Genomic DNA, 20,777 nt, shown 5'->3' on the forward strand with positions numbered 1-20,777 from the left:
AACTTCCCCGTGCGTACGATCTTGATGCGATGAAAATCCGCGTGGGCGGAATTGATGAGGGCATTTATATTGATTCAGAGGAGTTTGCACTTAGATCGGCGGGGTTGGGCTGCAGGAAGATCATATCGTGCAAACTGGAAAGGGCTTGTTGCCATTTACCGCTATCCTGCTCCACCTGGCGGCCGTCATAGAAAGGTCTCAGAAGTGCTAACAGGTCGCGTGACTGAGATTCTTCAGCCGGTGTTGTGATGTCCGACACCAGCTCACCCATCTCGTACTTCGAATCTCGCGTGGATTGATCGGCCGATTGACTCAACGACGCTTTGACAAGCTTCCCGTTTTCGTTGTCGATCTCGGTCGTGCTATTGGCCGTGTCATTGATTTGCACGTAATCGTAAGTCTGCGAATTCATCTTGGACGTCAGTGCCAGCGGCATACCCGTGAGCGACTCGTGATAACTGGCGATCAGATGGGATTGTTGCTTTTGAGTAATGGTCCCACCCTGCTGGTTCCCCTCGATGTCAGTGCTTTGGGACACCTGATAGGAGAACGTATCCTGTTCACTCAGACGCATCGGATTGGTCGATTGCGCCGCATCGGTAATCGAAGCATTGAAATCGGGCAGTCCCGTTAGCATGGCGTGCTCGACTTCGGCCAGCGATGGCGCATAGGTCGTTCCCGGAAGCGATTGCGACGGTGATGTGTCAGAGCCGCTGAGCATCTGGGTAAAAGCGTCCTTGAACATCGCCATAAACGATGCGTCGCCTCGGCCGCGCGAATCGGCTTCGTCGAATTGCTTTAGATAATCGGCAATTGCCGCCGCTTGCTGCGCCCGATTACCCAGGATAGCGGACTCTGCCGTGTCCACGTTGACGTTCAGCGTACCGGCGGTCCCGCCCACGGTGACGGTTCTTGTGGCGCTGTTAGCTTGAAAGTCGATCGACTGGATCGGTTGTGGTGGTTGTTCGCCCGTCACATTGGACTGCAAATGCACCGACGCCAGTACCGAGGGGTCGAATTGTGTCAGTCCGCTGAGGTCAAGAGTCGGCGGGATAGCCGTAAGGCCGTTGATGGCATCCTGGAACGCACCGGAGAGGTTTCCAAGCGCGCTTTGCTCGGCAGCGCTGAGTTTGCCGCTGCTGTGCTCGCTGACGGTCATGCCGTCTGCCCCGCTGTGCAGGGTGATATCAACTTCCACGCCGCTCTTTGTCTCGATGGTCAATTCGATGTCGGCCTGAGGACCTTGTGCTGTCGATCCGAGTGCGCCCAACGAGTCTGCCGGCGTCACCTGCAGCGACTGCGAAAAGTCGCCATCGGTGGTCCCGAGTCGATCCAGCAGCGCGCTCCCAACGTTTCCCAGTCCAAAAAATGCTTGGTTGGTGATAGCTTCGGTTTTGTAAGCGCCTGCCATTGCCTCTGAAATTGCATCGCTTGAGTCGTTTGCCCAGGTTACGGTGGGCGGCAAAAATGTCAATTGGCTTGGTATGGAGTACGTGGGTTGTGAATTTGTGAGATTTCCCGGGGCGATCGTGACGATGCTCGATGGTTCTGGCAATGCTGGATTCGGCGGTGCCAGTGCGCTTGTTGATACGGGGAGGGGAGATGCAGGTACTGATAGGGCATTTGCCAGAAGGGGCGCAGCGTTCAATGGGGATACGGTTGCCATGGTGTAGGTCGCCAGGTTTCTTATTTGGAGGGCTTACTCGGTGCTTATGCGCTGCTCGCTTCAATCATTTGTCTAACGGCGCGAGAGGCAAAAACTTGACCGCCATGGCTCAGACAAGGCGTGCGCGAATTGCGCCACGCCTGGGGCCGCCGTGATCTCCGCCCGCTTGCTCAGCGCGTGCACGGTCATGCCGGCGTCGACTCGATCGTTGCTGGGCTTGGCTCGCTTACCAGAAACCAGCGCGGCGGCCCCGTGTTCGCGCAGCCGCGCCACCAAGCGACGAACCTGGCGCGTCGTCAGCTCAAGCCGTTGCGCGGCACGCCAGGGGTTGAGCAAACCGTCAGCGACCGACTGGATGACTTTGTGTCAGCTTACGCTGCGTAAAAGCGGACATTTCTAATGAGCTAAAACCAGACATTACTAAAAAGCTACTACAACAAATGTCGTAGCCATTTCAAGATGTCGCAGCGGTAGCTATTTAGAAATGTCGTGTTTTTAGGGTTAAAAGAAGTGCCTTTAAGGGGTTACAAATCACATATTGTTGAAGGACAGAGCCTGAACTAGCAGGGCGCTTACGTCCGTTCAGTCGGTACTCGCAGACCGGCGGCCAGGTTTTCTGGATGATTTTGGCTGTCTGCGTTGAGCAAGATCCACAATTACATGCTCGACATCGCCCTGCGTGAATTCGCGTTGTTTCTTCGTGCCGTCCAGACGTTCTATTGCGCGTACCGGCTGCCCCTGATTCGTGCGCGATGGCGAGCCAGATATACGCCGGTTGTCGCGCTGCGCCTGGATAGCCTGTGCAACCTGCAAGGCATGGCTGAGTCGTTTGTGCTCAATGATTGAGCCTTGATCGATTTCGGCCAGCCGATCGTATTGCCGACAGGGCAACACACGGTCATCCGCACGGATCTCGATGCGTCCATCCGGGTACTCCCACACATCAATGTACCGATGGACCAGCTTGCGGTTCTCCGGCGTGTCATCCAGCAGGTACATCACGCGGTCGTACTGCACGGTCAGCGACTTCGTGACACGGCGCGTCTCGCGCCACGTCATCAGCAAGTCGAGGCTCTCGTCGGTCCGCAACGGCCTGTGCGCGTCGAAGTCGCTCTTTGGCGGTTTCGCGAAACGCGCGTTATAGGCGGCGATGAAGGAGGGCGCCCAGGCATTGGCCTCAGCCACCGCGTTGATACCGCGCAAGCGCATCTCTTTCACGAGCCGGTCCTGCAGGGTCAGGTGTGCCCGCTCGACGCGCCCCTTGGCCGAGCTACTGTTCGCGCAGAACGTGTCGATGTTCAGCTCGTACATCGCCCGTCCGAAGTGCGTCACGCTGCGACCAGTCTCGTGAGCCTTGACACTACGAAATACGCTGGCCTTGTCGCTGTACAACGCCACCGGCTTGCCGTGGCGCTCGATGTACGCGCGCGTCGCTTCGAAGTAACTGAAGGTCGATTCGCTCGCCGTAAAGTGCAACTGCATCAGCCGGCTCGTCGCGTCGTCGACGTACACCAGTAGCGTGCAGGCCGGGGCCCGCTCCTCGAACCAGCGATGGTCGCTGCCATCAATCTGGACCAGCTCGCCCAAGCATGCACGTCGCGCACGCGGCTGGTAGACCTTCGGTGGACGCTGCCGCCGCGGTACCCACAACCCAGCGTTCGTCATGAGCCTCCTGACCGTTTCCTTCGCCAGTCGGATGCCATGGCATTCCCACAGCTTCTCGCAGGCCAGCGTCGGACCGAAATCTGCGTAGCGCTCACGGACGATCGAAAGCGCCCGTTGAGCGAGCTCCGCATCCAGCCGCCGGTTACCACGTCGGCCACGCTTGCGGGAAGCCAGTCCAGCCGCACCAAATTCCTGGTAACGGATCACTAGCCGTTCGATCTGCCGCACCGTCAGGCCCAGCCGTTCAGCGGCACGTCCAGGCTTGAGTCCCATGTCCACAACAGCCTGGATCATCTTCAGACGATCGAGTTCTCGCATGTTCAATGTCACCAGTGCAGCTCGATGCATGGCCGGCTCCGTAGTGCCACGAGGAACCGACAAGCTTACCGAGGTCCAAACACGACATTTCTAAATGGCTAGAACACGACATTTCTAAAAAGCTACTACAACAAAAAGTTCGATAATTTGTATTATGTTAAATTTAACAAGGTTATCTAGATGGCTGGTTGGTCCGATCGAGGAACTATTAAGTAACTCCCTCGTGGCGTCTTCGCTAACCGCGTCCCTCCGCCAGCTACCAACGCAGCAGATAAGGACCAAGAAGTGCCCCGCCCAAGGTCGGAATCAACATGCCGAATAGATACCAGATGGCCCAAAACGGCGCACCCATTTCTGGACAATGTAGGCAGTAGACAACCGTCGCAGTGGCGCCTGCGAGTAAGCCGCAAGCCGCGCCAGCCCACCTCAAGTGCGTCGGCGCCAAGCCGCGCATGGCCCAGAAACCGGCGATCAAGCCAGGGATCGACAGGCACGCGATATTGCGGGAGCAAACCCGCCAAGTCTGCCCCAGCAGCAACGCAGCTCGTTCCGTATCGGGCGCGCCCCGCACCATCAACGCGGCTACCAGCCACACCGCGGCAATCGGCAACGCCACCGCCACTCCGGCGGCTCCAACCGCAGCGCCTGGCCGCGCCAAGCGGGTGCAAGTCCATAGCGACGCGCCTGCCAGCGCCAGCGGAAAAGCCAGCTTGAACCAGAACAAGGCCGTCCGCACCACTTGTGCCAGATCGGGGCGAATGCCGAGCCATATAGCCATCAGCACGGTCGAGCCGAGCACGCCCATCAGCAGCGCCCAGCTAAAGCGCTTGCTCATGATATGCGGGTCGACCGGCGTTACGTCGGCCGCCAGCAGAGCGACCAAATCCTGTGTCTTCATGATGCGCCTCGAATCTTCGCCGCCAGGGCCTTCAAACCGCGGTGCACGCCGATCTTGACGGCCGACTCAGACAACCCGGTAAGCTGCGCCGTCTGAGTCACCGACAATCCCTCCAGTTTAACGTGCACAATCGGCAAGCGCTGCCGCTCCGGCAGTAGCTCGAGCAATTTGCCGATATCGCGTTTGGCGTCGGCCGGCTCGATATCCGAGCTAGCGAAGATTTCCAGATAATCGTCCAAAGGATCGTTGAGCGCCTCGTTACGCGCCCGTGCTCGAAAAAAGTCCATCAGTTTATACCGAGCGATCGCATGCACCCAAGCCGTTAGTGGCTGGTCGGCGCGGTAAGTATGACGGCCGTTATGCACTGCAAGCAGGGTTTCCTGGACGATGTCCTCGATATGATCCTGCAAATGATACAAGCGCTTTCTCAAGAGCCCGCGCAAGTACCCACTCAGATCATCCAGGAATTGGCGATAGCACCCTGCATCTCCATCGAGGCCTGCTACAAATAAGACTTTCAACCGCTCCTCAACGGCAAGCACCGCGCCACCCCCTTAATTCGATTTATCGAGCCTGCTGGTTAGAGCACGTTTTAAAAATGCGGCGGCTAGGCGAACCGACTGCCCGCATAGGCGATAGACGAAAAGTGTGCGGCGCTGCGCGCCGGGACGTTCTCCCATTAGGAGAAACTTCGCGTTTTAGATCGGACGTTTTAGAATACACGGATCAAGAGGGGATGACAACGTCCCCCCCCTACCAGCGCAATAACAACGACTCCAGCAAACTGCCGAACGCGACCGGCACCACTATGCCAGTTCCGTGGTTGGCATTTCCGTGAACAGGGTTCGGCTGTTGCCTATTCAACTGATCAAACGGTTGATTTCATCGCTCCTTACGTTGAAGGCAAAAAAAAATGATCCCCCTGTAACCAAACCTCTATCGCCCACGAAATAGATCTCGTACCCGCCACGGGTACCTTCCTTTCCAACTATTGGAGAAATTCAATGTCTGCAAAAATCAATGTCAGCTCCGCCCTGCTCGCGGGTGTTGTCGCGAGCCTGTTCGCATCAGTCGCCCACGCAGCGCCGCTCACGCAGGCCGAAGCCACTGCTGCAGTCGCTGCTCACAAAGAGAAATGCTACGGCGTCGCGCTGAAGGGGCAAAACGACTGCGCCGCCGGTCCCGGCACCACGTGTCAGGGGACTTCCTCGGTGGATTTCCAAGGTAACTCGTGGAAATTCGTTCAGGGCGGCACCTGCTCGAGTATCCAAGTACCGGGTGGCGGCCACGGCTCGCTCACCCCGATGAAGTCCTGATCCCGCAAACAGCAAGCGGAATAGGGGCGACCATGAATGACTCCACAAGGGTTACGGCAGTTGGTGAGCGGGGTCGCCCCCCTGGCGGGACGCCCGGCGCCCAGGGGCGCACCGGGACGAGTTTCAAGCATGACCACCTGCGCGCGATTCTCGCGACCGGACTGGACAACGGATTCTTCGAGGTTCACGCAGAAAACTATATGGGTGCCGGCGGCCCGCCACATCAGGCGCTTGCGGCTATTCGCGAGAACTATCCGCTCTCCATTCACGGCGTGTGCATGTCGATCGGCGGCCCAGAAGCATTGGATGTAACTCATCTAGCGCGCTTTCGCGATCTGGTGGCTCGCTACGAGCCCGCGCTGGTGTCTGAGCACCTGGCGTGGTCTTCGCACGGCGGGACATTCTTCAACGACCTTCTGCCTTTGCCGTACACGAAAGAAACGCTAGCGAATGTTTGCGAACATATCAACCAGGTCCAGGAAGCGATCAAGCGCCCTATCCTCCTCGAAAATCCGTCGACCTATGTCGCTTTCGCATCCTCGACAATGAGTGAAACCGATTTCATCAGAGCGGTCGCGGGGCGTACCGGTTGCGGTTTGTTGCTGGACGTTAATAACGTTTTCATTTCGGCGACCAATCACGGTTTTTCCGCCGCAACGTACCTTGCCGAATTCCCGCTTGAACAGGTCGGTGAAATACACCTGGCCGGACATAGCGAACAACGCGACGACGAGAACGAACTGCTGCTCATAGACAGTCACGACCGTGCTATCTCCGATCCCGTCTGGAATCTTTACAGGGATCTCGTATCACGTATTGGACCAAAGCCAACGCTGATCGAATGGGATAGCGACCTTCCCGACTGGCTCGTGTTGCGGGAACAGGCACTGACAGCCCAGCGAATCACGGCAGAACGCGAGATGTCACTCGCCGAGGAGGTCAGCCGTGAGGTTTGAAAATCGTGCGTGCGGGTACGCCACGGCGTTTGCGCCGGGTTTGACGGACCCGGCGATCATGGCACCGGACGATGTGGTCGCCACGTCGGGAAAGGGTGTCGTCAAGCGGTATAACGTTTATCGCAATAACGTCACGGTCAGCCTGATCGACGCGCTCGCTGCTGTCTATCCCGCTATCCAGCGCATCACCGGCGTCGAATTCTTCAGGGCGATGGCCCGTTTCCACGCCCGTGCAACGCCCCCTGCTTCTCCCCTACTGTTCGAGTACGGAAGAGATTTCCCTGCGTTCATCGAATCCTACGAATATGCCCGTGACATGCCCTGGCTAGCGGATACGGCGCGCATCGAGCGGGCATGGCTGGATGCCTATCATGCGGCGGACCTGCCTGTGCTTGCTGTGCAAGCGTTGGGAAGTATCGAGCCATCGTCGCTGGCGGGTGTGCATTTCAAGCCGCACCCCGCCGCACGGATCGTACGATCACGCTATCCCGCCGTCGCAATCTTTGCGATGAACCGATCTGATGACCCTGTTTCTCCGCTGTGCTCAAGCGAATCGGAGGACGCACTCGTGACGCGACCCGAGCAGGACGTGATGGTATCGCGCCTGCCGGCGGGTGGTGCGACATTCCTCATCGATCTTCTCAATGGCGCATCACTGGGTGAAGCAGTCGCGGCCGCGTTCCAGGAGGCCCCTTCCTTCGATCTCCAGGCCAACCTGGCGGGGATGATTTCAGCCGGCGTGTTTACCGCCGTTCAACATGGAGATTGATCATGATGTCGGACCGACAGGACGTAAAACACGCATTTCCCAATGTAGTCACATCCACGATAGGCGCAGCGAAGCGACTGATCGAGACGTTCGCGCAACCGTGGCTTGTTCAACTCGTGCTTCGGCTTGCGCTGGCCGTGCCGTTCTGGAAATCAGGCATTCTCAAATGGAACGGATTCCTTCAACTTAACGATACCGCCATCGACCTGTTCACGCAGGAATTTCAGTTGCATCTCCCGGGTGGTCCGTATCCGTTTCCAGCCCCAGCCGTTTTTGCATTTCTGTCGGGCTGCGGTGAGGTGACGTTCCCGGTGCTGCTCGTGCTTGGCCTAGGAACCCGGTTCGCCGCGGCTGGCCTGATACTGATGACGTGCATCATCGAACTGACCATACCGGACGGCTGGCCGATCCACCTGACCTGGGTAGCGATGGCGTTGGGAATTGCCGCCTGGGGCCCGGGGCGGATATCGATTGACTATCTGCTTGGTGACAGGTCGTTCAGGTCATGATCCGGATGAATACAGCCGGCACCGGGCAAGCGATGTAGCCATCGCGGGACGTCAGGTTAGGAGTGCTCCCAGATTCGACACGAAGAGGCGACATGAAAACTGGAGATCTGATATTTCGACTAGCTAGGGATCTGACTCCTGTCGAATCGAATGCGGTATCGAAGAGGCTCAACCGGGCGCTGGTAGTCGGGCTAACGGCCAGCACGGCGTTGCTGGTGGTGCTCTATGGCATCCGCAGCGACATGCCGCAACTGATACTGACGACGATGTTCTGGGTAAGGCTTGCGTTCCCGATAGCGATCGTTGCAACTGCAATGAAACTCGCTGCACATCTCGGTCGTCCCGGCGCGCCGCTCAAGCTTGCGTGGTTCGCGGCCGTACTGCCTTTCATGGTCATGCTGCTTATGGCCGCCTTTATTCTGCTCGCGACGCCACCCGGCTATCGTCTGCAGCTAATACTGGGGACAACATGGCGAGTAACGACAGCGAATGTCGTTCTGCTGTCTCTGCCATCACTTGCTACGGTGATGCAGGCCATGAAGGGCCTCGCCCCTACTCGCCTTGTGCCGGCGGGAGCCGGCGCTGGACTGCTCGCTGGTGCGCAGGGCGTGCTTGTGTACTCCCTTTACTGCTCAGAGATGTCAGTGCCGTTCTGGGGTATCTGGTATGTACTGGCGATTGTCATAACCGCCGGCATAGGCGCGGCGCTGGCTCCCGTCTACCTGCGGTGGTAACCCAGCTTGAACCGCGTGTCGGTCAACGCCAGCATGACCGTCGACACCGGCGTGTCATCGGCCCTCGCCCTAGCGGTCGACAAACAAAGGAAATAACGTGAAAGCAATTGGTAGCCTCAGGATCGGTGTTCGCCTTGGTATTGGATTTGGCGTAACGCTCGTTTTGCTATGCCTGGTAGGCGCGCTAGGCCTGCTTCAGACTTCTCGCATCTATGATGGCACGCAGGATCTCGCGACGAACCTGCTTCCCAGTGTCCAGCGGCTAGGCAATATCCGGGCACTAGCCGATGAGACGCGCCAGACTTCCTTAAGTTATCTGATTGCAACTAGCCCTTCGGAACGCAAGTCACAACGATCGAAGCATGACGCAGCGCTTAGTGAGCTTGCGCGAGTGTGGCCGCAGTACGAGGCGGTAGTAGGCTCCGCCGAGGAGCTGCAGTTGTCAAACCAAATTAAGGCAGCATGGAACACCTATCTCTCTCTGGACAAAAAACTGAACGATCTCTCCGACAGTGGAGACGAGCATTTCAATGACGCCCGATCTCTCGCCGGGGACGAGTCTTCGCGCGCGTTCACCGCGGTCACTGAACTCGTTGCGCAAGATATCGCGCTGAACAGCCAGGGAGCAAACGACGCCAGTGCACAGGCCGCCGCCGCGTTTCACAGCGCCCTGCTGTTCACGTGGGTGCCGATCGCAATCGCTATCACAGTGAGCCTCGTTGTCGCGTTCGTCATCACCCGCTCCATTACGGTTCCGATTGGCATATCCGTGAAGATTGCACAGACGGTTGCGCAAGGTGACCTGACCTCGAGAATCGAAGTGAGCGGCAAAGACGAAACGAGCCAGCTTCTGCGGGCGCTAAAACACATGAATGAGAGACTCGCAGAAGTGGTTGGGCGCGTACGGTCGGGCAGCGAGAGCATCGCTACGGGCGCTGAGCAGATCGCGGCGGGCAATACGGATCTAAGCCAGCGCACCGAAGAACAGGCTGCGTCGCTTGAAGAAACCGCAGCGAGCATGGAAGAGCTGACCTCTACCGTCAAGCAAAATGCCGAAAGCGCCCGGCAAGGCAATACGCTAGCAACAAACGCTTCCGAGATCGCACAACGTGGTGGCGACGTCGTGGGTCGGGTGGTCGATACCATGCAAGCCATAGCGGAGAGCTCGACCAAGGTGGCCGATATTATTGCTGTGATCGAAGCTATTGCATTTCAGACCAACATTCTCGCGCTCAACGCAGCGGTAGAGGCAGCGCGGGCTGGCGATCAGGGTCGCGGTTTTGCCGTGGTCGCCGGGGAAGTACGCATCCTCGCGCAACGAAGTGCCAGTGCCGCCAAGGAAATCAAGGAGCTGATAACGCACTCGGTTGACCGCGTGAAGGCCGGCTCGGTTCTGGTTGAAGAAGCGGGCACGACCATGGGCGAAGTCGTCGTAGCAGTCAAACGTGTGTCTGACCTGATGGGGGAGATTACTGCAGCGTCTCTCGAACAGCATACTGGCATCGAGCAGGTCAATACCGCCGTCGCACAGATGGACCGGGTGACACAGCAAAACGCCACATTGGTTGAAGAAGCCTCTGCCGCGGCGCAGTCGATGGCAGCGCAATCCAGCACACTACGCGAGATGGTGTCGATCTTCAGGCTGGGGGAAAATCCTTCAAAGGCTGACGTCGCGACGCCCCAGAGTTAAAGTTGCCGCGGCATCCTCAGTCAAGTCAACGCTGCGGCGACACGCCGACCTAGTTGTTTTCGCTTGTCGCTTTCTCTGCGCTCTGCTGCGCCATGTGCTGCTTCGCTGCGTCTTGCTGGGCCATGCGTTCTTTCTGCATTTGTGCAACCACTGTCGCGTAGATCGGGTTGATGTCTGGATACGAGTTATCCGTGACGTAGTTCAGGCCATTTTGCTGCGCCTCGATCAGTTCCTGGTACACCTCGGCACGCGTTTTCCCTTGTGCAAATGCGCTCGACGCGAGAGTAGCCAGAAGAATTGCAATTGCGAATTTATTCATTTTCGACTCCATAAATTGTGCGGTATGCAAATCAATAAACCCGACCCAGGCCTTCGCTATTCCCGCTTTCCAAAAAAAATGATTTGCAACGCCGGCTTTTAAAAATTTCTCGTTGTCGTCGGAATAAACCCCTGCCCGCATCGGTTGATAACAATGTGCATGGCGGAATGCCGCATGCACATTGGTAACGATCAATGCAATGACGGAGACGATGTAATGAAGAAAGGAATGCTTCTCGTATTGGCGCCCCTGTGCCTGTCTGCCGGTGCTGTTCACGCCCAAAGCAGCGTCACGCTGTACGGATTGGTCGACGAAGGCCTCTTGCTCAACACCAACGCAAAAAACGTAGTCAACGGAACGAACATAGGCGGCCGGCAATTGCAAATCGATTCGGTCTCGGGGACCAACGGTAGCCGTTGGGGCCTGCGGGGTTCGGAAGATCTCGGTGGCGGGTTGCACACCGTTTTCACCTTGGAGTCTGGGGTGAATCTCAGCAACGGCGCATTTGGTCAAGGCAATACGCCGTTCGGGCGTCAGGCATACGTTGGACTGGGAAGCGACAAGTTTGGGACGGTAACGCTTGGGCGCCAATACACAAGCATCAAGGATTTTGTCGGCCCCTTTGGCTTCGCGCTGGCATACGGCGGCTCGATTACCGAGCATGTGGGCAATACCGATGACATCAACGATACCTTCCGTTTGAACAACACCATCAAATACACCAGTCCCGATTTCAACGGCCTGACCTTTGGCGGTGCTGCAAGCCTTGGCGGTGTCGCCGGCCAGGTTTCGCAGGCAAGCGCATATATGCTGGGCGCCGCTTATAATCGCGGCCCGCTGGGCTTAGGCGCTGGTTACGAGTTCTTCAAATCGCCATCAGCGACGGGCGGTATTCTCAACGACAACGTGGCAGGACTGCAGGCGCTGAATTCGTTTAATGCCGGTTATCTCGGAACGAACCCCGCCAGTGCCCAGCAGAATATTGCCGTTGGCGGCAGCTACGAAATCGGTGCGACAAAATTGGGTGTGGTTTATACGAACACAAAGTACCTGAACATCGGGGCTTTCCACGGCGCCACCGCAACGATCAACAATTTTGAACTGAACGCCAAATATCAATTCAACCCGTCGCTCTACGTAGCGGGCGATTACAACTATACGAAGGGGAATGCCGTCTCCGGAAAAACAGGTGACCAAAAATACAACCAGTTCTCGATGAAACTCGATTACGCGCTGTCCAAGCGGACCGACGTCTATCTACTCGGTACGTTCCAGCAGGCAAGCGGGACCAACTCCCTGGGCTCCATCGCGGTGGCGGATATCGGCAACCTCGGCGACTCGTCGAATAACCACCAGGCGGTCGCCCGAGCTGCGATCCGGCATCGGTTCTAGTTGGCGCTTTCAGGACAGTTTTCTGTCCGGCATCGGAGCACCTTCAGAACGGAACGTGGAAAAGTAGAGTAAGTACCGCAGTAACGTAGCACCGTAGTAATGCTTTAACGAAGTATTTTTGCGAGAAGTTGGACTTGGATGGTACTGGCCTCAAAACCAAGTGCCATCTTTTTTTGGCATATTTCGGGAGAAAAATCACGTCGTGATGGTTATGGAATTTATAGAAATTAAAAATATATTTAGTTTTACTAATTTAGTAAATTAAAGCGTACCGGCAACACCATCCCTATCGTAAAACTTGCAGTTCTTGAAGAAGGTAGAGATCGACGCGGGATCAGAAGACGGCGCGCCAGGAGCAAGCAAGGAGTTACCCGACTTCGGGTCAGGTACGAAAAGTCATAAGAAAACTTAAAGCATTTTGAGACGACTTCAATGAAGAAACATATTCTCGCCTTTGTGGCGTTGTGCCCGCTTGTCGGGGCTGTACATGCACAAAGCACCGTGACGCTGTATGGCCTGATCGATGAGGGTTTCGAAGCGATAAATAATACGAACGTAGCGGGCAGTACCGGACATCAATATCGACTCGATGCGACGTACGGCTTGAACAGTTCGCGCTGGGGCCTCAGAGGTACCGAGGATCTGGGCGGCGGCCTCGCGGCGGTATTCACGCTCGAGAACGGTTTTGAACTCAATAGTGGAAAGTTGGGCCAGGGCGGCGCCGAATTCGGGCGACAAGCCTTCGTGGGCCTGAGCAGCCGCCAACTGGGTACGGTTACGCTTGGCCGCCAGTACGACAGCGTGGTGGATTATCTCGGCGGTTTCGAATTCGGTGATTCTAGCGTCGGCACCGGGCACTCGGCGCACCCTGGCGACCTGGACAACTTCAACAACGGCCGCCGCACCAATAACGCGATCAAATTCAAAAGTATCGACTACGCAGGGCTGACGTTCGGCGGCGTGTATAGCCTGGGCGGTGTACCCGGGTCGCTCACTACCAACCAGGTGTACTCATTGGGCGCAGGATACAAGCAAGGCCCGCTCGCATTGGGGGTCGCCTACCTGAACGTGAAAAACCCTGCGGCTTCGCTGTTCGGCAGCAACCCCAGCGATACCGCCGCGTCCAATGGACTGACGGCCACGCCCGTGTACAGCGGCTACGCTACAGCGACGTCGTATCAAGTGATAGGCACCGGCGCCTCATATACGTTAGGTGCGGCCGTCCTCGGTGCGACCTACTCGAATGTCCGATTCGCAAATATCGCCGCGCTAGGAGGCAGCACAGCAGTCTTCAACGATGCAGAAGCGAGCTTCCAGTATCGCTTGACGCAAACCTTCCTGGCCGGCGTGTCATATAACTACACGCGCGGCAGCGAGGTCACGGGCAAGGTCGGTGGCGTGAATTACAACCAATTCGCCATCGGCGCGAACTACACGTTGTCCAAGCGCACGGACGTGTATGCGGTACTCGACTACCAGACGGTCAGCGGACGCGATTCGACCGGCGGCGTCGCAGTGGCAAATGTGGCCGGAGTATCGCCGTCGACCAATCCACATCAAGCCGTCGGTCGAGTGGGTATCCGTACGCGGTTCTGATTTGTCTCTGCCGGCTCGCGCATGAGAATCTCGAACCAGCGGGTTATCGTGCGCCACTGGCCGGCCGGCCCGATGATCGAGACAAATTCGCCCGGTGAAATATCCAAAGAGACACCTTCCAGAGCGCGGAACGGCTCGCCGCCCACGTCAAACCTAGGGCGCCGATTGTGATCATCCCCAGCACGATCTGCGGATAGTCGACGAGCGAATACGCTCCCCAGGTTTCGTCGCCGATACCGAATTGGAATAAGTTCGCTCGTCGTCTGGTTAGCATTAGTACAGACACGATATTTCAAGGTGCGTGTGCTCCACATCCCATTACAAGGCGTAAGCATATGAGAAATTTCAACGCACAACCTGACCTTCGATCGACCCCGATCGAACGTCGATCGGAAAGGCTGCACGCGGCAAGAGCGGTGTTTTTTGTAGGCGTTGTCAGCCTGCTCTGCGTGGGCTGCACGTCAATACCCACCACCAACAGCCAAGCGAACGGCTGCGTGGGACCCGTGAGTTTTTGCACCCCTTATTTTGGCTCTTGATTGGCCGTTATCACTCGGATGTCCTGCACACAGATTAATTTTTCGAACCTGCTGTAACCGATATTGGTAAGCAAGCGAATTATCCTAAACGGATAGTTGCGCGTTCGTTCCGAAACGCATCCAAGGACATCTCAATTTGAGGTTACACCGCATGAAAACTTTTCACCAAGCCACTCAAGGGGAAAGCAGTTTGCTTCGCCTTCCCTTCGGATTACCGAGAAGTTGGAATCTCGCACCTTGGGTGCCGATTCCAATCCGTTTGATCGTCGGTTACGGATTCGTGGCCCACGGACTGGCCAAACTGGCCAAAGGCCCTGATTCATTTACCGCCATTTTGTATGCGCTCCACGTCCCCGCCCCTCACCTTATGACTTGGGTCACCATCCTCACCGAACTACTCGGAGGAGCGGCGGTGCTGCTGGGCGCCCTTGTTCCACTTGTGACGGTGCCGATGGCCGCCGTGCTCCTGGTCGCAATATTGACGGTGCATTTACCCTTCGGCTTTACGTCGATCAAATTGATGTCGGTAACCGCCGCCGGCCCCCAATTCGGGCGGCCCGGATACGAGACCGACTTGTTGTACCTGGCCGGCCTCGCCGCCCTGGTCATGGGCGGCGCGGGGCCATTCGCCGTGGACGGATTTCTCAGGAAACGGTTGTGGCCTTCGAATCAGTGAGCGCAGCTCATCCGTTTGGTCTGCGATCACGTGCTACTTAAGAAAGATGTCAGCAACTCGTTAAGGATGTTTGATGGGAGTCCGTGAAGAAATCATGCAGCACGTGCCGCGATTGAGGCGTTACGCGCGAGCGTTGGTCAGGGATCACGACCTCGCGGACGATCTGGTACAAGATACGCTCGAGCGCGGCTTACGGAATACGGCGCGGTTTCGTCCTGGATCCGATTTGCGTGCCTGGTTGAGCACTATCATGCACAACGTGTTTGTAAATCAGATCAGCAAACTGGCATGGCACGCCCCGCACGTACAGGTCGAAGAGGTCGCGGAAAGCGAATTTGCAATTTACGATAACCATTCGCAGTCGCTGGAAGTACGTGACATCGATGATGCGCTGCAGAAGCTTTCAACAGAGCAACGCGAAGTTATCTTGCTGGTCGCCCTGGATGAGATGAGCTACGCCGAGGTCGCATCCGCTCTACAGATCCCGATTGGGACTGTAATGTCGCGACTTTCCCGTGCTCGTGAACGCCTGCGTGAGTTGATGCCCGACTCGGAGTACGGCGAAAAAAGAAAGGTGGTGTCATGAACCGCAAGAACGATCCCGTTACCGAAGATGATCTGCACGCGTACGTCGACGACTTACTTTCCGAGCATCGTCGCGAAGACGTCGACAGAATGCTTGCGTCCAATGCCGAAGCCAAGCGGCGGGTCAACCATAACCGCATGCTCAACGAAATGATACGCGAACGTCATGTGCATGTATTGCGCGAGCCTGTGCCGCCGCGCTTGCAGCTGACAAGCAAACGCCGGTGGTTCGATGCCGCAAATATGCCTCGATTCGCGGGAATGGCCGCAGCACTTTTGCTCGGTATCGGCATCGGCACACACGTGTTGAGCATGTTCCCGCAGGGGGGCGATGAAGATGGCGTTGCGCATCTCATCGCCGATGACGGCCTTGCCGGGTTCGCACGGCAGTCCGCGCTTGCGCATGTGATGTATTCCCCGGACGTGGAGCGCCCCGCGCTAGTCGATCCGCAACACGAGCGCGATCTCGGCAAATGGGTGTCGGGAAAACTGGGCACCGACGTGGTTCCGCCGGTACTGATGCACGCAGGTTACAAGCTGATGGGTGGACGACTGTTGCCCGGACGTGAGGGTCCATTTGTACAGTTCACTTATAACGGCGAGAAAGGCGAGCGGGTCACACTGTGCATTTCGCGTCGAAAGACTGACGGTACCGTAACGACGGGGTTCGCGCTTTACAAGGACGGCCCCGTAAAGGTGTTTCATTGGATGGCCGGTAACTACGGCTATGCCGTAACCGGAGGGATCGACCGTGCAGCGCTGCTTCAGGTCGCTCGCGATGTCCAATCCGACCTCGCAGCGAACAGTGCTGCGCCGCCGGCTGGCGCACCACTACCTACGACAGTGAATTGAGCGCGTCGCTCTCGACGAGCCCTTCGGATGCGCTCCCTTAGTTCACCACGGGATAATTCGACGGGAACAGCGCGCGACGGGTCTCTTCATCCATCTCTTTCTTGAAAACGTGGTTCTTGCCGACCTGACGTGCGCGCTGCACCGCGGGCCGCGCATCGATGGTCTGAAATAAGCGCTTCAGATTCGGAAACTCGGCCAGCGGGTCGGCATCGCCCGGCAGTACTCTGCCTACGCGGTCCAGCCAACCCCAGGCCGAAATATCCGCGATCGAATAATCGTGGCCGACCAAGTACTCGCGCTCGGCCAGAGACCGATCGAGCACGCGATAATGCCGCTCGACCTCGCGCCGATAGCGGTTGATCACATAGGGCAGTTTTTCCGGCGCCGCGTGCTGGAAATGCACGGCTTGTCCGGAGAACGGCCCTAGTCCGCTGCTCAGGAAAAACAGCCACGACAACAGTTCCGGGCGGTCGACCGGCGATCCCATGAAACGTCCGGTCTTCTCGCCCAAATACAACAAGATCGCGCTCGAATCGAACACCCGGGCATCGACACCGCCTGGGCCTTCCGTATCGATGATCGCGGGCACTTTTTCATTCGGGTTGATCGAGCGAAAAGCTGGCGTGTGGTGCTCGCCCTTGCTGGTATCGACCGGTATGACTTCATACGTTAAACCCGTCTCCTCCAACATCAATGCAACTTTGGCTGGATTCGGCGTTGGGTGAAAGTAGAAACGGATCATGTCGCTCTCTAATCGGAATGGTCTATGGGAGGGTATGGTGAGGACAGCGCCTCGCCTGCTGTGTGGATCTATCGGGAAGCGCCACCACGAGTTGGACTCATGAGGTGCGAGTACCGGCCGCTCGAATATTTTGCAGCGATGCGACAATCGCTTCGGGAGCGAGCCGCTGACGATAATCGATTTGGACAGAGGCCAGTACGATACGTCGATCGCGCCCGATCACATAGGTCGCAGGTACCGGCAACTCCCAACTGTCGTCGCCGTTGAACAAGGGCAGCGCCTTATTATTCGCTATCAATGCCGCACGTAGTTCATCGGGCAGCGTGTACACCAGCCCGAACGCGCGTGCCACGCGGTTGCCGACATCGCTGAGCACATCGAATTCCAGCGCATTTTGTTCGACGGTGAACAGCGACTTGTCCGGCAACTGTGCCGAGACCGCCATCAGGCGGCCGCCCAGCGCCGTGATCTCCGGCAGTGAGCGTTGATAAGCGCGCAACTGAAGATTGCAGTAGGGGCACCAAGCACCTCGATAAAATGTGACAACCACCGGGCCGTCGCGCAGCGCTTGCGATAGTGAAACCGATTTTCCTTGCGCATTGGGCAACGCGAACTCCGGCGCTTCGCTGCCCATTGCTGGCGTATTTTCGATGAGAAAGTTCGCCCGTAACTCCTCAACCTTCGCGTCGTATAGTTCAGCTCGGCCGGCCGGCATCGTGCGTATATGCTCGACACGAAAGTCGGTCAGTTCCTTTTCCAGTCCCATTTGTGCCTGCTCCGATCGAATCGCGCGCCGCTTGCGTGCTAACCGATTCGATCGGCCGCACCAAGGAAAACGGATTGCGACATTAATGCGTTTTATTTTAGAACGAACGATTTAGAATATACTTCTGCCATCGAGATGGCAACTCTCGATAGCGATATTTGCGTCCGATTTTCCGTGAACAGCCAGAGACGATACCCTATGCGATCACCCGCTACGTCAATGAAACAAATCGACTCTACGGCGTGCTCGATCGGCGGCTCGCAGGGCGCAGCTTCATCGCGGGCGAGCATTACACGATCGCTTGTTCTCACGACACCTCCTGCCTCAGGCTGCGAAATGCAGAGCGCGCGCCGACTCCGACTCCGACTCCGACTCCGACTCCGACACCGACACCGACACCGACACCGACCGCGCTATGAGATCGTGATCTGGCTTAGCCTCGAGCGCCGAGGCGCTGCCTCTTTTTCCTGTCAACACCGGATGGAGCTCAGATGCGGCTCCTTCGAGCCGATACTCACTGCCGCAGGCGCGGCAATAGACATTGTCCCCGGCAACGCTATCGCGCTGCAGCACGATCGTCGGGCCGCACATCAAGCATTCTTGCAGCGGGATACCTTCATCGGTGTGACCCACGATATGGTGCAACTCCGCGCTTTCGCCGAGTTGGACGAACTGTTCGCCAAACCGGGAGTCGAATTGGCGGCCTAGGTTTTCGCGAATGATCCCAAGCGCCTTTTCAACCGGCATGCCCCGACGATAAGGGCGGTTGCTGGTCATCGCATCGAAGGCCTCGCAGATCCCGACGATGCGCGCAGCAGCGGGAATATCGTGTTGTGTGAGACCGCGAGGATATCCGCGTCCGCCGGGCGTCTCGTGATGCATATAGACTGCGTCCATCACCTAGCTGGCGCTTGTTTTTGATTGGTATATTCTAGAACGATTGTTCTAGAATATACTACATGAAATAAAGTGGCGACGTCGTGTTGCCTCTGTACGGAGAGGCATAGCACGAATGGCAAGACCCAGAGAATTCGATGAATCCGCCGTTCTTGATGCCGCCGCTCAATGCTTTTGGGATCGCGGATACCAGGCTACGTCTATGCGCGACCTTGCTGAAAATACGGGTATTACCGGTGCCAGCCTTTACAACGCGTTCGGTGACAAGCGTTCGTTGTATCGGCGTGTGCTCGATCATTATGTCGAGCGTAGCTTCGGCGATCGAGTTAAACGCTTCGAAGGACACCTTCCTCCGCGCGAAGCCATTGATGCGTTTTTCAGGGAAATCGTAGAGACCTCGTTGAACGACGCCCAGCGCAAAGGGTGCATGTTGGTAAACTCCGCGCTGGAGGTTGCACCGCACGACCCGGAATTTCAGCGTGCGATTGCCAAGGTGCTTGTCCGGGTCGAAGACTTTTTCCGTCGCTGCGTACAGGCGGCCCAGTGCGCCGGTACAATTTCGAGCGCGCAGAGCGCGGAAGATCTGGGGCGACTGTTGCTGGGCGTTTTCTTGGCGATTCGAGTGCTCGCGCGTGTTCGGCCTGAACGGGTGCTATTGGAAGGCCTGATAAAGCCCATCACCGCACTGCTCGACGGATCTGCGCCTGCTAAAAGTCCATTGAGAAACAAGCGCGTCACCAGGTCCCATTAAATTCCGGGGCGTCGTGGGGTCAGGCCAGTTTGTATTTGGCCACCGCCGCATCGTCCCACACCAAGCCATTCCCGCTCCGGTCCGGGATCACGGCGTTGCCGTCGACGATCTTCAACGGCTCCTGCACGACAGGATTGATCCAGTCTGCGTATTCCAGCCAGTGCGCCGTCGGTGTCGCCGCCAGCAGATGGGCGCTGACCTCAGGAAAGAGGTGCGTAGACACTTCTCGTCCACAGGCGGCCGCAATCCCTGCCGCATGACGCCAACCCGTGACCCCGCCGATACGATCGAGGTCGAACATCACGTAATCGGACGCCGACGCCTTGATCGCGTCCAGCGTGGGCGCAAGTCCGAGGAAATTCTCGCCGATCTGGATCGGTGTCTCGGTGGCCTGGGCGATCAACGCAGCGTGTTGGTAATCGTCGTGTCGGATCGGCTCTTCGATCCAATAAACACCCTCCCCGTCCAACGCCGGGCAATATTGCATGGCTTTAGCGAACGTGAGCGCCTGGTTGAAATCCACCATCAACGCGACGTCGCCCGCGAGCCGCTTGCGAACCGCCCTGACAGCGGCAAGGTCGTCAGAAAAATTCGGTCGACCCATGCGCATCTTGACCGCTTTGAAACCGCCCTCGAGTAGCTCTTGCGCTTCGTCCGCCGCCGCTTGCGCACCGATCAGACCAAGGCCGTTACTGTTATAGGCCGGCACCGGATCCATACTCGCACCGAGAAAACGCGCCAACGGCATGTCGGCGGCGATCGAGCACGCATCCCATGCGGCTACGTCGACGGCCGAGGCTACCATCGCCAGCGGGCCACTCAGCCCGGTCAGTTTGAAATAGCGCGTGATGGCTTTCGACAACGCGAGTGGTGCGACCGCCTGACCCGCAAGGAATGCGCCGAGATCCGTAACCACGCGTTGCAGCGCGCACGCGACGGACGGAAGATAGCAGAACGCATAGGCACGCCCGGTAATCCCCTCCTCGGTCTGGAGATCGATGAGCAGCAACGGCGCGGTTCTTATCGTTTGCGCACTGGTGATGAGTGGCCGGGCCATGGGCACAGCGATAGGCGTTGCCGACAACGAGCGGACAGTCAGATTTTGGGCGGTCATAGGGTTTCCGGGTAAATTTGGTCTGAT

22 protein-coding genes and 1 pseudogene are annotated in these 20,777 nt (G+C 57.5%); 13 read left to right on the top strand and 10 right to left on the bottom strand.

Annotated elements, in window-relative coordinates; genetic code table 11:
* Positions 1–64: 64 nt before the first annotated feature.
* The 5 genes from GSQ77_RS14640 to GSQ77_RS14660 form a co-directional block, all read right to left on the bottom strand.
* Positions 65–1,666, bottom strand: a complete 1,602-nt coding sequence (locus GSQ77_RS14640; protein ID WP_158903450.1) for a hypothetical protein — start codon at positions 1,664–1,666, stop codon at positions 65–67.
* Positions 1,667–1,738: 72 nt separating this feature from the next.
* A complete protein-coding gene (locus GSQ77_RS29515; protein WP_301951164.1) occupies positions 1,739–2,023 on the bottom strand; it encodes a helix-turn-helix domain-containing protein in 285 nt (94 codons plus the stop codon).
* A 225-nt stretch (positions 2,024–2,248) separates the two neighbouring features.
* A complete protein-coding gene (locus GSQ77_RS14650) occupies positions 2,249–3,679 on the bottom strand; it encodes an ISNCY family transposase (protein WP_158903452.1) in 1,431 nt (476 codons plus the stop codon).
* A gap of 226 nt (positions 3,680–3,905) precedes the next feature.
* Positions 3,906–4,547: a DUF1109 domain-containing protein gene (locus GSQ77_RS14655; RefSeq protein ID WP_158903454.1), complete on the bottom strand. Its 642-nt coding sequence runs from the start codon at positions 4,545–4,547 to the stop codon at positions 3,906–3,908.
* Positions 4,544–5,089 (bottom strand): sigma-70 family RNA polymerase sigma factor, encoded by a 546-nt coding sequence (locus GSQ77_RS14660; protein WP_158903456.1) that lies wholly within the window; start codon positions 5,087–5,089, stop codon positions 4,544–4,546. Before GSQ77_RS14660 ends, GSQ77_RS14655 begins: the two co-directional genes overlap by 4 nt.
* Positions 5,090–5,551: 462 nt before the next feature.
* Between GSQ77_RS14660 and GSQ77_RS14665 the strand changes: the two genes are divergently transcribed.
* From GSQ77_RS14665 to GSQ77_RS14690, 6 genes are all read left to right on the top strand, one after another.
* Positions 5,552–5,863, top strand: a complete 312-nt coding sequence (locus tag GSQ77_RS14665; protein ID WP_158903458.1) for a DUF2282 domain-containing protein — start codon at positions 5,552–5,554, stop codon at positions 5,861–5,863.
* Positions 5,864–5,895: 32 nt separating this feature from the next.
* Positions 5,896–6,819: a DUF692 domain-containing protein gene (locus tag GSQ77_RS14670; RefSeq protein ID WP_158903919.1), complete on the top strand. Its 924-nt coding sequence runs from the start codon at positions 5,896–5,898 to the stop codon at positions 6,817–6,819.
* Positions 6,809–7,588 (top strand): DNA-binding domain-containing protein, encoded by a 780-nt coding sequence (locus tag GSQ77_RS14675; protein WP_158903460.1) that lies wholly within the window; start codon positions 6,809–6,811, stop codon positions 7,586–7,588. The genes GSQ77_RS14670 and GSQ77_RS14675 overlap by 11 nt, the downstream gene beginning before the upstream one ends.
* A 5-nt stretch (positions 7,589–7,593) precedes the next feature.
* A complete protein-coding gene (locus GSQ77_RS14680) occupies positions 7,594–8,097 on the top strand; it encodes a DoxX family protein (RefSeq protein WP_158903920.1) in 504 nt (167 codons plus the stop codon).
* A gap of 92 nt (positions 8,098–8,189) precedes the next feature.
* A complete protein-coding gene (locus GSQ77_RS14685) occupies positions 8,190–8,831 on the top strand; it encodes a DUF1109 domain-containing protein (protein ID WP_158903462.1) in 642 nt (213 codons plus the stop codon).
* Between the two features lie 97 nt (positions 8,832–8,928).
* On the top strand, positions 8,929–10,521 hold the full coding sequence (locus GSQ77_RS14690; RefSeq protein WP_174246443.1) for a methyl-accepting chemotaxis protein: 1,593 nt from the start codon (positions 8,929–8,931) through the stop codon (positions 10,519–10,521).
* 49 nt (positions 10,522–10,570) lie between these two features.
* Here GSQ77_RS14690 and GSQ77_RS14695 read toward each other — a convergent pair whose 3' ends face one another.
* Entirely contained in the window at positions 10,571–10,840 is a 270-nt protein-coding gene (locus tag GSQ77_RS14695) for a DUF4148 domain-containing protein (protein ID WP_174246454.1), read from the bottom strand.
* 228 nt (positions 10,841–11,068) lie between these two features.
* Between GSQ77_RS14695 and GSQ77_RS14700 the strand changes: the two genes are divergently transcribed.
* The 5 genes from GSQ77_RS14700 (at position 11,069) to GSQ77_RS14720 (ending at position 16,480) form a co-directional block, all read left to right on the top strand.
* Positions 11,069–12,232 carry a porin gene (locus GSQ77_RS14700; protein ID WP_367889677.1) on the top strand — a complete coding sequence of 388 codons (1,164 nt, stop codon included), beginning with the start codon at positions 11,069–11,071 and terminating at the stop codon, positions 12,230–12,232.
* Between the two features lie 432 nt (positions 12,233–12,664).
* Positions 12,665–13,828, top strand: coding sequence for a porin (locus tag GSQ77_RS14705; RefSeq protein ID WP_158903466.1), 1,164 nt, complete (start codon positions 12,665–12,667; stop codon positions 13,826–13,828).
* A gap of 690 nt (positions 13,829–14,518) precedes the next feature.
* Entirely contained in the window at positions 14,519–15,043 is a 525-nt protein-coding gene (locus GSQ77_RS14710; protein ID WP_158903468.1) for a DoxX family protein, read from the top strand.
* Between the two features lie 73 nt (positions 15,044–15,116).
* Entirely contained in the window at positions 15,117–15,629 is a 513-nt protein-coding gene (locus GSQ77_RS14715) for an RNA polymerase sigma factor (protein WP_158903470.1), read from the top strand.
* Positions 15,626–16,480 carry an anti-sigma factor gene (locus GSQ77_RS14720; RefSeq protein WP_158903472.1) on the top strand — a complete coding sequence of 285 codons (855 nt, stop codon included), beginning with the start codon at positions 15,626–15,628 and terminating at the stop codon, positions 16,478–16,480. The genes GSQ77_RS14715 and GSQ77_RS14720 overlap by 4 nt, the downstream gene beginning before the upstream one ends.
* Positions 16,481–16,517: 37 nt before the next feature.
* Here GSQ77_RS14720 and GSQ77_RS14725 read toward each other — a convergent pair whose 3' ends face one another.
* Together GSQ77_RS14725 and GSQ77_RS14730 are read right to left on the bottom strand one after the other, a co-directional pair.
* Positions 16,518–17,222 carry a glutathione S-transferase family protein gene (locus GSQ77_RS14725; protein WP_158903474.1) on the bottom strand — a complete coding sequence of 235 codons (705 nt, stop codon included), beginning with the start codon at positions 17,220–17,222 and terminating at the stop codon, positions 16,518–16,520.
* Positions 17,223–17,319: 97 nt separating this feature from the next.
* Entirely contained in the window at positions 17,320–17,988 is a 669-nt protein-coding gene (locus GSQ77_RS14730; protein ID WP_158903476.1) for a peroxiredoxin-like family protein, read from the bottom strand.
* A gap of 182 nt (positions 17,989–18,170) precedes the next feature.
* Here GSQ77_RS14730 and GSQ77_RS29520 point away from each other — a divergent pair.
* Positions 18,171–18,290, top strand: a pseudogene (locus GSQ77_RS29520) (thiol:disulfide oxidoreductase); the annotation flags it as partial.
* Between the two features lie 22 nt (positions 18,291–18,312).
* Here the strand turns inward: GSQ77_RS29520 and GSQ77_RS29805 are convergent.
* On the bottom strand, positions 18,313–18,885 hold the full coding sequence (locus tag GSQ77_RS29805; RefSeq protein WP_158903478.1) for an HD-GYP domain-containing protein: 573 nt from the start codon (positions 18,883–18,885) through the stop codon (positions 18,313–18,315).
* Positions 18,886–19,000: 115 nt separating this feature from the next.
* Between GSQ77_RS29805 and GSQ77_RS14745 the strand changes: the two genes are divergently transcribed.
* Positions 19,001–19,636 (top strand): TetR/AcrR family transcriptional regulator, encoded by a 636-nt coding sequence (locus GSQ77_RS14745; RefSeq protein WP_158903480.1) that lies wholly within the window; start codon positions 19,001–19,003, stop codon positions 19,634–19,636.
* Between the two features lie 19 nt (positions 19,637–19,655).
* Here the strand turns inward: GSQ77_RS14745 and GSQ77_RS14750 are convergent, their stop codons facing one another.
* Positions 19,656–20,750 (bottom strand): enolase C-terminal domain-like protein, encoded by a 1,095-nt coding sequence (locus GSQ77_RS14750; RefSeq protein ID WP_158903482.1) that lies wholly within the window; start codon positions 20,748–20,750, stop codon positions 19,656–19,658.
* Positions 20,751–20,777: the final 27 nt, after the last annotated feature.

It is taken from the genome of Burkholderia sp. L27(2015), assembly GCF_009765705.1.
Taxonomy (GTDB): domain Bacteria; phylum Pseudomonadota; class Gammaproteobacteria; order Burkholderiales; family Burkholderiaceae; genus LMUX01.

Coding starts and splice junctions, on each gene's coding strand:
- GSQ77_RS14640 (WP_158903450.1), bottom strand. CDS start 1,666: ATGGCAACCGTATCCCCATTGAACGCTGCGCCCCTTCTGGCAAATGCC.
- GSQ77_RS14650 (WP_158903452.1), bottom strand. CDS start 3,679: ATGCATCGAGCTGCACTGGTGACATTGAACATGCGAGAACTCGATCGT.
- GSQ77_RS14655 (WP_158903454.1), bottom strand. CDS start 4,547: ATGAAGACACAGGATTTGGTCGCTCTGCTGGCGGCCGACGTAACGCCG.
- GSQ77_RS14665 (WP_158903458.1), top strand. CDS start 5,552: ATGTCTGCAAAAATCAATGTCAGCTCCGCCCTGCTCGCGGGTGTTGTC.
- GSQ77_RS14670 (WP_158903919.1), top strand. CDS start 5,896: ATGAATGACTCCACAAGGGTTACGGCAGTTGGTGAGCGGGGTCGCCCC.
- GSQ77_RS14680 (WP_158903920.1), top strand. CDS start 7,594: ATGTCGGACCGACAGGACGTAAAACACGCATTTCCCAATGTAGTCACA.
- GSQ77_RS14685 (WP_158903462.1), top strand. CDS start 8,190: ATGAAAACTGGAGATCTGATATTTCGACTAGCTAGGGATCTGACTCCT.
- GSQ77_RS14695 (WP_174246454.1), bottom strand. CDS start 10,840: ATGAATAAATTCGCAATTGCAATTCTTCTGGCTACTCTCGCGTCGAGC.
- GSQ77_RS14700 (WP_367889677.1), top strand. CDS start 11,069: ATGCTTCTCGTATTGGCGCCCCTGTGCCTGTCTGCCGGTGCTGTTCAC.
- GSQ77_RS14705 (WP_158903466.1), top strand. CDS start 12,665: ATGAAGAAACATATTCTCGCCTTTGTGGCGTTGTGCCCGCTTGTCGGG.
- GSQ77_RS14710 (WP_158903468.1), top strand. CDS start 14,519: ATGAAAACTTTTCACCAAGCCACTCAAGGGGAAAGCAGTTTGCTTCGC.
- GSQ77_RS14715 (WP_158903470.1), top strand. CDS start 15,117: ATGGGAGTCCGTGAAGAAATCATGCAGCACGTGCCGCGATTGAGGCGT.
- GSQ77_RS14720 (WP_158903472.1), top strand. CDS start 15,626: ATGAACCGCAAGAACGATCCCGTTACCGAAGATGATCTGCACGCGTAC.
- GSQ77_RS14725 (WP_158903474.1), bottom strand. CDS start 17,222: ATGATCCGTTTCTACTTTCACCCAACGCCGAATCCAGCCAAAGTTGCA.
- GSQ77_RS14730 (WP_158903476.1), bottom strand. CDS start 17,988: ATGGGACTGGAAAAGGAACTGACCGACTTTCGTGTCGAGCATATACGC.
- GSQ77_RS29805 (WP_158903478.1), bottom strand. CDS start 18,885: ATGGACGCAGTCTATATGCATCACGAGACGCCCGGCGGACGCGGATAT.
- GSQ77_RS14745 (WP_158903480.1), top strand. CDS start 19,001: ATGGCAAGACCCAGAGAATTCGATGAATCCGCCGTTCTTGATGCCGCC.
- GSQ77_RS14750 (WP_158903482.1), bottom strand. CDS start 20,750: ATGACCGCCCAAAATCTGACTGTCCGCTCGTTGTCGGCAACGCCTATC.